Annotated in this window: 16 protein-coding genes, 1 tRNA gene and 1 pseudogene; 11 read left to right on the top strand and 7 right to left on the bottom strand. The window is 34.0% G+C overall.

Annotated features, from left to right (window positions below; translation table 11 throughout):
* Window positions 1-21 precede the first annotated feature (21 nt).
* From QYS48_RS16720 to QYS48_RS16730, 3 genes are all read right to left on the bottom strand, one after another.
* Window positions 22-414, bottom strand: a complete 393-nt coding sequence (locus QYS48_RS16720) for a hypothetical protein (protein ID WP_308356930.1) — start codon at window positions 412-414, stop codon at window positions 22-24.
* 192 nt (window positions 415-606) lie between these two features.
* A complete protein-coding gene (locus QYS48_RS16725) occupies window positions 607-1,287 on the bottom strand; it encodes a molecular chaperone DnaJ (protein WP_308356931.1) in 681 nt (226 codons plus the stop codon).
* Window positions 1,288-1,366: 79 nt separating this feature from the next.
* A complete protein-coding gene (locus QYS48_RS16730) occupies window positions 1,367-1,756 on the bottom strand; it encodes an START-like domain-containing protein (protein ID WP_302100269.1) in 390 nt (129 codons plus the stop codon).
* A 277-nt stretch (window positions 1,757-2,033) separates the two neighbouring features.
* Between QYS48_RS16730 and QYS48_RS16735 the strand changes: the two genes are divergently transcribed.
* The 3 genes and pseudogenes from QYS48_RS16735 to QYS48_RS16745 form a co-directional block, all read left to right on the top strand.
* Window positions 2,034-2,107 (top strand) — tRNA-Met (locus QYS48_RS16735).
* Window positions 2,108-2,151: 44 nt separating this feature from the next.
* Entirely contained in the window at window positions 2,152-2,409 is a 258-nt protein-coding gene (locus QYS48_RS16740; protein WP_308356932.1) for a GIY-YIG nuclease family protein, read from the top strand.
* 209 nt (window positions 2,410-2,618) lie between these two features.
* A pseudogene (locus tag QYS48_RS16745) lies at window positions 2,619-2,789 on the top strand (GIY-YIG nuclease family protein); the annotation flags it as partial.
* A 176-nt stretch (window positions 2,790-2,965) separates the two neighbouring features.
* On the opposite strand, the gene QYS48_RS16750 reads toward QYS48_RS16745, so the two are convergent.
* From QYS48_RS16750 to QYS48_RS16760, 3 genes are all read right to left on the bottom strand, one after another.
* Window positions 2,966-3,559, bottom strand: a complete 594-nt coding sequence (locus QYS48_RS16750) for a tetratricopeptide repeat protein (protein ID WP_308356933.1) — start codon at window positions 3,557-3,559, stop codon at window positions 2,966-2,968.
* Window positions 3,560-3,638: 79 nt separating this feature from the next.
* Complete coding sequence (locus QYS48_RS16755; RefSeq protein WP_308356934.1) at window positions 3,639-4,490, bottom strand: DUF3108 domain-containing protein; 852 nt, start codon at window positions 4,488-4,490, stop codon at window positions 3,639-3,641.
* 43 nt (window positions 4,491-4,533) lie between these two features.
* The gene (locus QYS48_RS16760; RefSeq protein ID WP_302125874.1) at window positions 4,534-5,349 is read right to left on the bottom strand and encodes a 2,3,4,5-tetrahydropyridine-2,6-dicarboxylate N-succinyltransferase; all 816 of its coding nucleotides are present in this window, start codon (window positions 5,347-5,349) and stop codon (window positions 4,534-4,536) included.
* 22 nt (window positions 5,350-5,371) lie between these two features.
* On the opposite strand from QYS48_RS16760, the gene QYS48_RS16765 reads away from it, so the two are divergent.
* From QYS48_RS16765 to QYS48_RS16800, 8 genes are all read left to right on the top strand, one after another.
* On the top strand, window positions 5,372-6,502 hold the full coding sequence (locus QYS48_RS16765) for a glycosyltransferase (protein WP_308356935.1): 1,131 nt from the start codon (window positions 5,372-5,374) through the stop codon (window positions 6,500-6,502).
* A gap of 130 nt (window positions 6,503-6,632) precedes the next feature.
* A complete protein-coding gene (locus QYS48_RS16770) occupies window positions 6,633-7,295 on the top strand; it encodes a metal-dependent transcriptional regulator (RefSeq protein WP_308356936.1) in 663 nt (220 codons plus the stop codon).
* Window positions 7,276-8,217 (top strand): metal ABC transporter solute-binding protein, Zn/Mn family, encoded by a 942-nt coding sequence (locus QYS48_RS16775; RefSeq protein ID WP_308356937.1) that lies wholly within the window; start codon window positions 7,276-7,278, stop codon window positions 8,215-8,217. The genes QYS48_RS16770 and QYS48_RS16775 overlap by 20 nt, the downstream gene beginning before the upstream one ends.
* Window positions 8,217-9,002 (top strand): metal ABC transporter ATP-binding protein, encoded by a 786-nt coding sequence (locus tag QYS48_RS16780; protein ID WP_308356938.1) that lies wholly within the window; start codon window positions 8,217-8,219, stop codon window positions 9,000-9,002. The genes QYS48_RS16775 and QYS48_RS16780 overlap by 1 nt, the downstream gene beginning before the upstream one ends.
* A 1-nt stretch (window position 9,003) precedes the next feature.
* Window positions 9,004-10,296 (top strand): iron chelate uptake ABC transporter family permease subunit, encoded by a 1,293-nt coding sequence (locus QYS48_RS16785; RefSeq protein WP_308356939.1) that lies wholly within the window; start codon window positions 9,004-9,006, stop codon window positions 10,294-10,296.
* A 67-nt stretch (window positions 10,297-10,363) separates the two neighbouring features.
* Window positions 10,364-10,912: an azurin gene (azu, locus tag QYS48_RS16790; RefSeq protein ID WP_308356940.1), complete on the top strand. Its 549-nt coding sequence runs from the start codon at window positions 10,364-10,366 to the stop codon at window positions 10,910-10,912.
* Between the two features lie 37 nt (window positions 10,913-10,949).
* Window positions 10,950-11,831: a metal ABC transporter permease gene (locus QYS48_RS16795; RefSeq protein WP_302125891.1), complete on the top strand. Its 882-nt coding sequence runs from the start codon at window positions 10,950-10,952 to the stop codon at window positions 11,829-11,831.
* 20 nt (window positions 11,832-11,851) lie between these two features.
* On the top strand, window positions 11,852-12,319 hold the full coding sequence (locus tag QYS48_RS16800; protein WP_308356941.1) for a DUF255 domain-containing protein: 468 nt from the start codon (window positions 11,852-11,854) through the stop codon (window positions 12,317-12,319).
* A 19-nt stretch (window positions 12,320-12,338) separates the two neighbouring features.
* On the opposite strand, the gene QYS48_RS16805 is transcribed toward QYS48_RS16800, so the two are convergent.
* Window positions 12,339-14,363: an NADPH-dependent 2,4-dienoyl-CoA reductase gene (locus tag QYS48_RS16805; RefSeq protein ID WP_308356942.1), complete on the bottom strand. Its 2,025-nt coding sequence runs from the start codon at window positions 14,361-14,363 to the stop codon at window positions 12,339-12,341.
* Between the last annotated feature and the right edge of the window lie 4 nt (window positions 14,364-14,367).

The following is a 14,367-nucleotide window of genomic DNA, read 5'->3' on the forward strand; positions in this document are numbered from 1 at the left end:
AAATAATTTTGAATCTTATAATTAGGCCGATTCAGCATGTTTTCTGCTTTTCATTTCATATTGATAAAGCCATTCTTTACCGTCCTCTACAGAATCAAATAATTTCATTTTTCTTCCAGTTGCTGTTATAATTGAATTTAAAATTAAAGTAGACAACTTACTTAAACCACAAACAACCGTTACTTTTACTTTTGGATTATTTTTCTTTACAGTTTCCTTAATTTTAGATAGTAAATCTTTATTGAACCTTGCATTTGTAGCATTTACGCAAGATAAAACTGATTTTTCTGGAAACTGAGCAACTAACTTCTGAACTGAATCAAATGCAGGTATAGCATCTGCTCCATCACAATTTTCAATATCAGTGTATACTATTTTGACATCTTTATAGTCAATTACTTTGCAATATGACATAGTGAATAAATTTTGAATAAGTTTGAGTTCAAATAATTCACCAATAAAGTAAATAATTTATTAAAATAGAAATATTTAAACCTATTATTATTCAATAAGTGCAAATTAAAATTGAATTTCACATATAGTCTAGCAAGATCCAAATAAAAAGCATCTTATAGGCCTCATTTGAAAAATTTAACTGTATAATTTTTAATTTACTTCAGTGTGGTTACACAAGATGCTCGTACTGGTATGCCCGCTCCCTAAGCAATTTGGACAATACGTGTAAAGTTCTTTTTCCCCTTCACAAACTGGACAAATATTTATTCCCTTTCCTTTGCATTGGTAACACGTTTTATAACTACGATTCCCCATAGCACCTAATTGAATCAAAACACCATCGCCACTGCAAGCTGTACAACCTACTTTTCCTTTTGCTGCACAATAATCACACTTTTTAAGTAGTTGTTTTTCTCCATTACATGTCGAACACTCTTCAAGCCTGTACCCACTTAAATCACAATACTGACAACTTAGACTTTTATTTAATTGCAACTTCAAAAGTTCTTTCAGTTGCTCAGCATTTTCATAATAGGTTCCTGCTTTACCCATTATCTCAAAATATTTCTCTAAGAAACTTTGGCTATTTTGGTATTGTCCTACTTCATATAAAGTTTTGGCAAAAAGGTAGGGCATTTCTGAGGGAAGCTTAACACCTAATTTTAAAATTTTACGGAACTGAATATTAGCTTCTTCATAATCACCACTATTCATTGCTTTTTGAGCATTTTCGTAGTAAAAATTAAGGGATTCTGACTGATTTTGAGAATAAACTAAATTTACCTTTAAAAACAAGGAGAGTGTAAAAATGAATATAAAAAGATACCTCATTATAAAAATTATGAAACTAGGTTATTGAATGATTTTATAACGTCCAAAATTAAGAAAGATTCATTCTAGACCCTAAGAATTAACCCCCAACTATTTCTTTTAAATTATTGATAAGTCCTTCCCATACGTCATATTGCTCCTCATCATCTTCAAAATCCGAATAATCAACCACTTTCATATACATTGATTGTGTCAATTCATTTTCATCTAAATGTATTTCTATATAAGCAGGATCGTCTTCCTCCCCTTCATCAGGAAACTCAAATTTTACATACTGATTTAAACGATGCCCCACCATTATCGCACGGTGATCTTCTTCATCATATATAAAGTTATACTCTTTATCCTCATTAATATTTACATCATCTGCAAACCATTGCGCTAGCCCACTTGCTGAACTTATATAGGGGTATAGCATCTTCTTAGATGCGTTTATTTCGAAATCACCTGTAAATTTTTTCAAAGCCATGTTCCTTAAGTTTTTGATGTTGATAAGTTATGATTAAAAATGATATATCACAATAAATTCTTTTTCATTTTTTTTTGGATTTTGAAATCATAATTCATTATGTTTGCACTCCATTTCGGACAAGGGATAAATCAAAAGGATTTAAAAAGGCATTAAATTTAATTTGGCGAGGTAGCTCAGTTGGTTAGAGCGCAGGATTCATATCCGCTAGCTAGCGGACGGCAGTTCAAATCTACTTCGCTTCTAAGAAAGTGAGATTAATTTAATGAAAATATTTGGCGAGGTAGCTCAGTTGGTTAGAGCGCAGGATTCATAACCCTGAGGTCGGCAGTTCAAATCTGCTCCTCGCTACTATTTTAAGGCAACTTCGGTTGCCTTTTTTGTTATATTGAATCATGTTTGATGTATATGTCCTATATAGCCCTAACCATAAAAAAATTTACATCGGGTATACCCCTGATCTTAAAAGTAGAATAGATAGCCATAATATCTATTCCAACAAAGGCTACACTAAAAAGTACAGACCCTGGGTTATTCTATATACTGAACAATTTTTATCTAAAAGTGATGCTTTGAAAAGAGAGAAACAACTTAAATCCGCTAAAGGAAGAGAGTTTATTTGGAACCTAGTAAAAGAAAAACATAAAATCTAATCGCTGTAGTTGATTAAAATGAGCGCAGGATTCCTATCCGCTAGCTAGCGGACGGCAGTTCAAATCTGCTCCTCGCTACTATTTTAAGGCAACTTCGGTTGCCTTTTTTGTTATATTGAATCATGCTTGATGTATATGTCCTATATAGCCCTAACCATAAAAAAATTTACAACGGGTATACCTCTGATCTTTAAAATAGAAAAGGCAGCCATAATATCTATTCCAACAAAGGCTACACTAAAAAGTACAGACCCTGGGTTATTCTATATACTGAACAATTTTTATCTAAAAGTGATGCTTTGAAAAGAGAGAAACAACTTAAATCCGTTAAAGGAAGAAAGTTTATTTGGAACCTAGTAAAAGAAAAACACAAAGTCTAATCGCTGTAGTTGATTAAAATGAGCGCAGGATTCCTATCCGCTAGCTAGCGGACGGCAGTTCAAATCTGCTCCTCGCTACTATTTTAAGGCAACTTCGGTTGCTTTTTTGGTTGATGTGTCAAAAAAAAGGTAGTGACATCACTACCCTTTGTTATTAATTTTATTTTAAGACTGACTTAATTACAATACTTATTATATAAATCCTCTGCGCCATCATACCCTATATTTTTTGCCATTTGAATATCATTACATCCACCAGACTGATTTAAATGAATCTTCAAAGCCCCTCTATATAAATACGCTTCGGCATTTTTGTTATCATTGTTAATAGCAATATCATAATACTCCATTGCATTTTCTACCTTTCCAGACTTATGATAGGCTCTGGCAAGTAATGTTGCCGCTTGAGATGAGTTAGTATTGAGTTTATATGCTTTTTCAAACTGAAAAGCAGCATTCTCAAAATCTTTTTGTCGATAATAATCCTTCCCCAAACTCAAGTAGGCATTTTCATTTCTAGGATTTATATCGATAACTTTTTTATAATCCACTATTGCTTTCTGGAACTCACCTAATTCCTCATATGCTCGCCCTCTATTATAAGTAGCAATTTCATGCGAAGGCTTCATTTCTAAATGCTCATTATAAAACTTAATCGCTTTCTTATATTCACCTGAATTATAAAACGAATTTGCTTTTTCTAGAGCATCTTGATCTTTACAAGAAGTGAAAATTAAAAGGAATAATAATATGAAAGATAAATTCTTCATTATATGATTTAAAATTTTAAAACTGCGAAATTAATTGAAATGAATGGAATATCTAAGAAATGAGCAATTAGTTATGATGTCAATTGCTCATATCGAAATTTATAGGATATTTTATTTTCCTAAAGGATGTGATTTCTAGACCTCCTGAACCCACATAAAGCTCAGCATTAATTTTTAAAGGTATCTTATTTTTATCTGCAGAAAACCAACCTAATATTGAGTTCTCCCCATCGAATATTTTAGTCTCTGGCATTACAGGAGTTACTTTATGTGCTCTAACTTTCCCAATGGGTAATTCAATGGTTTCATCTCCTAAATAAACAATCTCTAAGTTGTAAAAAGTATCCTCAAAAAAAGCAGGAATGGTAATGGTATCATTAGGCATTAATGTATCAAAATTGACAGCTCTAAAGTAGGCGAAACCACTGATTAAATCTCTTATTTGAGGAGGAAATTGATAGTACTCAGGCTCTTTAAAAGCTGAATCTTTCCTACCCATACTTTTAATTTCTAACATCTGAGAATTATGGTCATATTTTACCACTTCATTTTTTCTATACTTACCTTCTTTTATATTTCGATAAGCCATGTGTGGTACTAATGAAGCGGTATCTATGTAACCTCCCCAATGATCATCAATCTTCGCTACCCAATCTACCATACCTGTAGTTTTGGCTCTAACATCAACTTTGTATGCCGCTCTATTATTTATTTTATATGGGTTTTTATGAACTTTAAGTTGGCCCTTACCTACAGTAAAAAAACTATAATAGATTTTATATTCAATTTCCTCTCCAGGCTCAAAAGGAATATCCTTTATAACTGGAAAATCCTCTGTTGGAATTTCTGTAAATAGGTCTTCATATCCTTTTTGACTGAAAACAGAAAACACTATAAAGTTTACAAAGCAAAATAAAATCAACTTCTTCATATAAACACCTACTCAAATAAAATGCCAAATGTAAAACTAACGATTAAACAGCTACATTATTTTCTCTTAATGCCGCATTCAAAGAGGTCTTCTTATCAGTGCTTTCTTTTCTTTGTCCAATTATTAAAGCACAAGGAACTTGGTATTCTCCAGCTGGAAATTTCTTAGTAAAAGAGCCCGGAATTACCACGGATCTCTCTGGAACATATCCAGTATATTCAACTGGTTTATCTCCGGTAACGTCAATGATTTTTGAGCTAGCAGTTAAGGTAACATTAGCTCCAAGCACTGCTTCTTTTCCGATTCTAACCCCTTCAACAATTATACATCTTGAACCGATAAAAGCATTGTCTTCTACTATAACAGGAGCTGCTTGAACAGGTTCCAAAACCCCACCTATTCCTACACCACCACTGAGGTGAACGTTTTTACCAATTTGAGCACAACTTCCAACAGTTGCCCAAGTATCTACCATTGTTCCGCTATCAACATACGCTCCAATATTTACATAAGATGGCATCATCACAACCCCTTCATTTACAAAAGAACCATAACGAGCAATAGCATGTGGCACTACCCTTACGCCTAATTTTTCATAGCCTTTTTTAAGTTTTATTTTATCATGGAATTCGAAAGGCCCAACATTTATAGATTGCATTTTTTGAAGAGGGAAGTATAAGATAACTGCTTTTTTAACCCACTCATTTACTGTCCAATTACCATTGCCATCAGGTTCAGCAACTCTGATTTTTCCATGGTCTAATTCTTCTACTATTGTCTTAACTGCAATTTGTGTGTCCTTATCTTTTAACAACTCCCTGTTGTCCCATGCCTTTTCTATAAATTCTTTAAATTCCATTTTCTGTTTATATCTTTAATCTGTGGATGATAAAATAAAAATACTTATTGTTTCAGTTTTAAAACCGGCTGATGATGTTCGCTCTTATCATAAGATTGGAAAATCACTTGCGCAAACAAATAAATATGAAGTAAATATCATAGGCTTTGATTCAAAAATGAAAGCTAAAGAGAAAAATATTTCACTTCATCCAATATTTAAATTCAAAAGAAATTCAATTTCAAGACTTTTTGCTCCTATAAAAGTCCTTAGAAAATACATTGAATTAAAACCTAAACTCATAATCGTTAACACACCTGAATTACTGCCAGTTATGATGATTATCAAAATATTATTTGGCACTAAAATTATATATGATGTACAAGAGAATTATCAATTAAATGTGAAATATAGTACTCTATACTCTGCAATAAAAAAACGGCTAATTAGTACCTATTTATCAACTATAGAAAATCTTAGTAAATACTTCACTAGCGGCTATCTATTGGCAGAAGAGGTATATGAAAAGCAATTAGAATTTATTGACAATCAAAACTATATCACAGTTTTAAACAAAAGCATATTACCTGTTAAATCTGAATACAAGCCAATACATATCATTCCAAACCATCCTATTAATTTAGTAATTTCAGGTACACTTGGTAGAGAATATGGTACATTAGAAGGTATAGAGTATTGTAAATACCTCAATAAAAACAGTTACAATGTCACTTTAGATATTATTGGATATTCTGCTGACAATCAATATCTTGAAAAGATTCAAAATTCAATTAAAAACCTAAGCTTCATAAATGACAGAATAGAAAATAAACCAATACCTCAACAAGATATAATTGAAGTAATCAAGAAAGCGGATATGGCCCTGCTTCCCTACCAACTAAACCCAAATCTAAAGGATAGATTCCCTACAAAGATATATGATTGCATAGCATTAGGAATACCTATGATTATACCTAAGAATGCAAATTGGGCTAATTTCCTCTCTAAATATCCTGCTTCAGTTTCTATTGATTTTAACTCACCAACTAAAAATGAGCTAAAGGATCAATTAGATAGGAAAAGCTTTTACGTACAAGCTCCAGGAAAAGAAATAGAATGGGTAATTGAAGAAAAGAAATTAGTGAACTTCATTGAAAAAATATTAACTAAATAATTTTTTAGATAAATCTAAATACTGTTAGAATCACCCTTGATTCCTTTAAAAACGAATGTTATAAATTTATATAAAATATTTTTAGATTACCCTAATTTTATTTTACCTTGCATGAAATTGTAGCTAATAAATGAAGAAATTAAGTTTTGCTGAAGAGAACTACCTAAAAGCTGTATACCACCTTTCTAATGCTGGTGAGCAAGATGTAACCACTAATGCGATTGCTGAAGAAATGGAAACAAAAGCTGCCTCCGTTTCTGACATGTTGAGAAGACTGTCAGAAAAAGAAATGGTAGTCTACCGAAAATATCAGGGAGTAAAAATATCAGAAAAAGGTAAAACTGCCGCGTTACAAGTAATACGAAAACATAGACTTTGGGAAGTATTTTTAGTAGAAAAATTGAAGTTCAATTGGGACCAAGTCCATGAAATTGCAGAGCAATTAGAGCACATAAAATCCCCCCTACTCATCCAAAGATTAGATGAATTTTTGGGTCATCCAAAGTTCGATCCACACGGAGATCCTATTCCAGACGAAAATGGATTATTCAAAGAAAAGCCTCAAGTACCACTTGCAGAAGTTGAGATCTCTGGTGATGGAATTGTAGTAGCCGTGAAAGATACAAATTCAATGTTTTTACAACATCTTGATCGTATAGGGATTTACTTAGGGGCGAAAACTAAAGTCACTGAAAAAGTTGAGTTCGATGGCTCTATGGAAATTCTAGTTGACGGAAAAAATAAATTATTCATCAGTAAAGAAGTTGCAGAAAATGTATTGGTCACTCACTAAATATTCACTCATAATTTCATTTATATTTTTGACCTTTTCTTGCAGTCAGCCTAGCGAGAAAAACGAGCAAACTTACATCGTTTGTACAACCGGAATGATTAAGGATGCAGCCGAAAATATAATAGGTGACAAAGCAAAAATAGAAGCTTTAATGGGACCCGGTGTAGACCCTCATTTATATAAAGCTACACAAGGTGATTTGAAAAAATTACAGGCCGCTGATATCATCATTTATAACGGACTTTTCCTGGAAGGCAAAATGGGGGAAATCTTAGAAAAGTTAAAAAATAGAAAAACTGTAATTGCCATGGCTGAGTTGTTAAATAAAGAATCATTTATTAACAACACTGAGTTCCAAGGAGCATACGATCCGCATATATGGTTTGATGTTAATTTATGGAAAAAGGCCTCTACCCTCTTGAGTGAAAAATTGATTCAATATGACAGTAGTAATCAAAATTATTACCAGAAAAATACCGACCAATATATTCACTCTTTGGACAGTTTAAATGAAGCTGTTTCTCAAAAACTTCAAGAAATACCTGATAGTAAAAGAGTATTAGTAACCGCTCATGATGCATTCGCTTATTTTGGGCGCGCTTATAACATTGAGGTGCGTGGCCTTCAGGGTATATCAACTTTATCTGAATTTGGCCTTAGAGATGTTAGTAATTTAGTAGAGTTCATAACCGAAAATGAAATCCCAGCCATATTTACAGAAACCTCTGTTTCTGAAAAAGCTATAAAAGCAGTGCTGGAAGGCTGCAAAAGTAAAGGACATGATGTAGTGATTGGCGGCAGTTTATACTCTGATGCTATGGGAGAAGAAGGAACATTTGAAGGCACTTATTTAGGAATGGTTCATTCCAATGTTGAAAAAATAGTTGAAGGATTATCCAGAATCTCAAAAGAAAGCAAATAATGATCAGACAAGTTGATAATCCAATAATTGAAATACATGATCTTTCAGTGGCATATGAGCGAAAGCCTGTTTTGTGGGATGTAGACCTAAGTTTGCCTGAAGGTCAACTCATAGGGATCATTGGACCTAATGGAGCGGGTAAATCTACCTTATTAAAAGCCATTATGGGTTTACTGCCACTCAATAGTGGCTACATCCAAATAAATGGTAAGCCTTTGGAGGAAATGCGCCACAAGATTAGCTATGTACCTCAAAGGGAAAGCGTAGACTGGGATTTCCCAACTTCTGTTTATGAGGTTGTAATGATGGGAAGATATGGGCAACTAGGCTTATTCAACAGACCCAAAAAAGCAGATAAAGAAATTGTGATGGATAGCTTGAGAAAAGTAGGGATGGATGGATTTAAAGATCGTCAAATATCTCAGTTATCAGGCGGACAGCAGCAAAGAGTATTTCTTGCAAGAGCACTAGCTCAGCAAGCTGATATATATTTTATGGATGAGCCTTTTGCGGGTGTAGATGCTGCAACAGAAAAAGCTATCATTGAATTGCTAGGTGAAATGTCTGCTCAAAACAAAACTGTTATTGTAGTTCATCATGACCTTCAATCCGTTGCTAAATACTTTGATTGGATTATCTTATTAAACATGAGGTTGGTGGCTTCAGGGAAGATTAACGAAGCATTTACTCCCGAATTACTACAAGAGACCTATGGTGGAAAATTAACCCTACTCACTGAAATCAGTGATTTGATACAAAAACACAGATTTCCAAACAGAGAATAATATGTGGGAGAACGCAATAAGCTTTTTTGAATTTAATGATGCTAACGTAATCTACGTATCATTAGGAACCATTATTTTAGGTGCAGCAGCTGCGATTGTAGGAGCATTTACTTTTTTTAGAAAGAAAGCTTTGATAGGAGATGCTATCGCACATTCTATTTTACCAGGTGTTTGTTTAGCTTTTATTTTGGGTGGCACTAAAAACTATTTATTACTTATAAGTGGAGCATTCTTAACCGGATGGTTATCCATTTTAGCTGTAGACCTAATTACTAAAAAATCAAAAATTAAAGAGGATACTGCTATAGGCTTAATCTTATCGGTTTTTTTCGGTGTCGGGATTATGCTACTCACCTATATTCAGCAAAGTGGAAATGCCGCGCAAACTGGGTTAGATTCGTTTTTATTTGGTAAAGCTGCTAGTATGCTTGCGCAAGATGTTATTGTTTTTTCTGCCATTAGCGTAGTATTGATATTAATGATTATTCTCTTTTATAAAGAATTAAAACTAATTACCTATGATAAAGAGTTCGCAAAATCTATAGGGCTACCCGTGAAATGGATTGAGTTTTTATTAAGCTCATTAACCGTATTGGCTGTAGTGACAGGAATCCAAGCAGTTGGCGTGGTATTAATGGCAGCATTACTGATTACACCAACAGCGGCTGCTAAATATTGGTCTGGCAGTTTATCCTTAATCATGATATTAGCGGCTATAATTGGAGGTTTCTCAGGTGTATCTGGTGCTTTTATTAGCTATATAGCCCCTAATATGCCAACTGGCCCATGGGTAGTAATGGTATTGTCCATTAGTGCTATAATATCAATAATGTTTGCTCCTAAAAAAGGCTACATCTCCAGACTTTGGCAGCAGACTAAAAACAGAAGGCAAATTCAAGATGAAAATATTTTAAAAGCATTTCATCAAATTGCGGAAAAGGAAGAATCTTTTGGCGAACCAAAATCAATTGAAAAGTTAAGAGAGAAAAGATATTACGCAATCAAATTAATGAAAAGAATTCTGGCTCGCTTAAAAAGACAAGGCTATTTAAACAAAACCTCAAAAGGTTACTATCTATCTGATTACGGCCAAAGAAAGGCTGCCAGATTAGTAAAGCTTCACAGGCTATGGGAATTATATTTAACTGAATATTTGAGAATTGCACCTGATCATGTACATGAAGATGCAGACACCATAGAACATCTAATTACACCAGAATTAGAAAAAAGATTAGAAGAAAAATTAGGGTATCCTGAGGTTGACCCTCATAATTCGAAAATACCATACAATTAAGGTTGGTTTTAAAACATTAAATTCGATCTATCGATTTAGTTATACATAAATGATAATAATTAAAAATATGAATTACTTAAAAATTATACTTAGCATTTTAACAGTCTCTTTATTTCTTTCATGTGGCAGAAACCAAGAGACAGAACAAGCTTCATCAGATGAAAACCAAATGACTTCAAAAGAAATCATGCAGAAAGAAGCTGAAAAGAAAGAAAAGACTGAAGTGACTGAGGAAGAAGAGATCATTAAAATTGTAATCGAAGCTGATGACCAAATGCAATACAATTTGGATGAAATGACCGTTAAAGCAGGTTCAACAGTAGAGTTAACACTTAAGCATGTGGGGCAATTACCTAAAGATCAAATGGGGCATAATTGGGTTTTATTAAAACCTGAAGCCAGCATCATGCAATTTAGCCAAAAAGCATCTTCTGCTAAAGATAATGATTACATTCCTGAAAGCTTAGCCGATCAAGTAATCGCCAATACAAAAATGTTAGGCGGTGGTGAAGAAGCTACTATCACCTTTGAGGCTCCGGAAAAAGGAACTTATGATTTTATCTGTTCCTTCCCAGGGCATGCCATGATTATGCAGGGTAAGTTTATAGTTGAATAAATTATAGGACTCCAAATAGCCATTATAAACTGAATAAATGTCTGATTTTTATATCATATTAACAGGTACATTAGTAGCCATAGCTTGCGGAATACTAGGTTGCTTTCTTATATTAAGAAAAATGGCCATGGTAGGTGATGCTATTTCTCATGCAATTTTACCAGGTATTGTATTGGCTTTTTTATGGTCTGGAAGTAGAGACTCAGTTACCATGCTTCTGGGAGCTGGGACTCTGGGTGTCCTTACAACTATTTTGATAGAATTCCTACATAAAAAAGGAAAGCTGCAAACGGATGCTTCTATTGGGGTCACTTTCACATGGTTATTTGCGATTGGCGTAATTTTAATTTCAGCCTTTACAGGCCAAGTTGATTTAGATCAGGAATGTGTTTTATATGGTGAAATTGCCTATGTTCCGCTTGATACTATTATATTAGCTTCTGGTCGAGATATAGGACCAGAGGCTATTTATTTAATTGGGACTGTACTATTATTTGTCATTCTATTTGTAACAATAGGCTATAAACAGTTAAAAATCACCTCATTTGATCCTGAATATGCTGTGGCATTAGGGATATCCGCAACGCTTTGGAATTATTTATTGATGGCTTTTGTATCTTTCACTACGGTAGCTTCTTTTGAATCAGTGGGTGCTATACTTGTGGTTGCCTTTTTAATTGCTCCTGCTGCTACTGCTTATCTGATCAGTAAAAGGTTGAAAACTATGATTTGGTTAACCTGTCTTATTGGTTTTTTAAGTGCTTTTTTCGGATATTACCTGGCTGTTGCGCTAAATGCTTCAATTGCAGGATCGATGGCTACAGTTTGTGGAATTATTTTTGGGATAGTTTTTGTTTATATAAGGATTCAAAGTAAGAAAGTCACAAAAGTTACAAACTTTGAGTCGATTCAAGTTTAACTTTGCTTAAATACAATTTTATGAAAAATACTTTTTTAGCAATTCTATTGGTATCTGTTATAGGTTTATTTGCTTTTCAATCTGAGCCAGAGAAAAGAACAAATAAGAATAAAGAAATTGAATGGTTAAGCATTACTGAAGCTTATAAGCTAAACCAAAAAGAGCCTAGAAAAATCTTTGTAGATGTTTATACTAACTGGTGTGGATGGTGTAAAAAAATGGATAAAGAAACCTTTACTGATCCTGAAGTAGTGGATATTGTAAATGAAAAGTTTTACGCAGTAAAATTAAATGCAGAAAACCGAGATCTGATTATAATGAACGGAGACACCACTACTCAACAGATGATTGCCAGATCAATGGGAGTTACAGGTTATCCAACAATCGTGTATATAAAAGAAGATTTTCAAACTATCCAGCCTGTTCCTGGCTATCAGAATGCTAAGAAATTTAAAGACACTTTAGAAAAAATATTAGCCTGGAAATAATTACAGGCTAATATTTATATTATATCTCTAATGCTAGTTTCGTAGCTTGTTTTATAGCTTTTTTAGCATCTAATTCAGCTGCTTCAAAAGCTCCTCCGATCAAGTGTGCTTTTTGACCCGATTCTACTACGGAATTAAATAAACTTTTATCCGGAAGTTGCCCCGCACATAATATTATATTATCTACTTCAATAAGTTCTTGTTTTCCATCCTTTGTAATATACAATCCTTTATCATCGATCTTATCATACTGCACATTGGTAATCATTTGAACCTGTCGATTTCTTAGAGAGTTTCTGTGAACCCATCCAGTAGTTTTCCCCAATTTCGCACCCATCTTACCTTCTGAGCGTTGTAACATTGTAATTTTTCTAGGAGCCTCAACTTCTAATGGTTTCCCTTCTATCCCTCCTCTAGTTTCAAAATCCATATCTACTCCCCATTCCTTGAAGAAGGCTTGGAGATCATCCCTATTTTCTTCTTCATTATGAGTTAAGTATTCTGCAACATCAAAACCAATACCTCCAGCACCAATTATAGCGACTTTTTCACCTACTGGTTTGTGCTCCTTTAATACTTCAATGTAAGAAAGTACTTTTTCATTTTCTTGACCTGGTATTTTCGGATCTCTTGGACTAACTCCAGTAGCAATCACTACTTCATCATAATCCTTTAGATCTGCCGCTGAAACTTTAGTATTTAATTTTAATTCGACCTTTGTAAGCTCTATTTGCTTTTTAAAATACCTAAGTGTTTCATAAAATTCTTCTTTTCCTGGAATTTGTTTTGCCATATTAAACTGACCCCCAATCTCTGAAGAAGCATCAAATAAAGTGACTTTATGCCCTTTTTTTGCAGCTTCAGTACTAAAAGCTAATCCTGCAGGTCCCGCTCCCACTACGGCTAAATTCTTAACTTCCTGTAAAGGTTGAGCCACAAGTTCCGTTTCATGACAAGCCTTTGGGTTTACTAAACAGCTACTTGTTATATTCTTAAAAACATGGTCCAAACATGCTTGATTACAAGCAATACAAGTATTGATCTCATCTTCCCTACCCTGTTCAGATTTATTGATAATTTCAGGATCTGCTAAGAAAGGTCTAGCCATAGAAACCATATCTGCTTGTCCATTAGATAATATTTCCTCTGCCGTTTGTGGCATATTAATTCTGTTAGTAGTAATTAAAGGAATATCAACTTCCTTTTTCATTCGTTCTGTTACCCAAGTAAAAGCTGCTCTAGGGACACTGGTTACAATAGTTGGAACTCGGGCTTCATGCCATCCAATACCTGTATTGATGATGTTGACACCTGCTTTTTCTAATTCTTTTCCTAGCATAACAATTTCTTCCCAGGTGCTACCATTAGGAATAAGGTCAAGCATAGAAAGTCTAAAAATAAGGATGAAGTCTGAACCTACCGCTTCTCTTACCGCCTTTACAATCTCAATTGGGAATTTTATTCTATTTTCATAGCTACCACCCCACTCATCATTTCTTTTATTAGTATGCTTAACGATAAATTGATTGATCAAATAGCCTTCTGAGCCCATGATTTCCACTCCATCATATCCTGCTTCTTTAGCTAGGCGGGCTGATTTAGCATAATCCTTAATAGTGGCTTTAATCCTTCTTGAAGACATTTTAAAAGGCTTAAAAGGATTGATGGGAGCCTTGATTCTTGAAGGTGCTAAACTAAAGGGATGATAACCGTATCTTCCTGCATGAAGAATTTGCATACAAATTTTACCTCCTTCAGCATGAACCGCATCCGTAATGACCTTATGCTTTTTAGCATGACTCTTCTTAGTCATTCGAATAGAAAAAGGTTTTAACCATCCTTGCCAATTTGGCGCAACACCGCCCGTAACTATCAAACCTGCACCACCTTTTGCTCTTTCTGCATAAAAAGCAGCCATTTTATCAAAGCCGTCCTTAGCTTCTTCCAAGCCTGTATGCATAGAACCCATTAAAACTCTGTTTTTCAATTGAGTAAAACCTAAGTCTAAAGGTTCAAATAAGTGAGGATAAGTTGAGTGTGCCATAAGT

Source organism: Marivirga arenosa, from assembly GCF_030503895.2.
Lineage (GTDB): Bacteria > Bacteroidota > Bacteroidia > Cytophagales > Cyclobacteriaceae > Marivirga > Marivirga arenosa.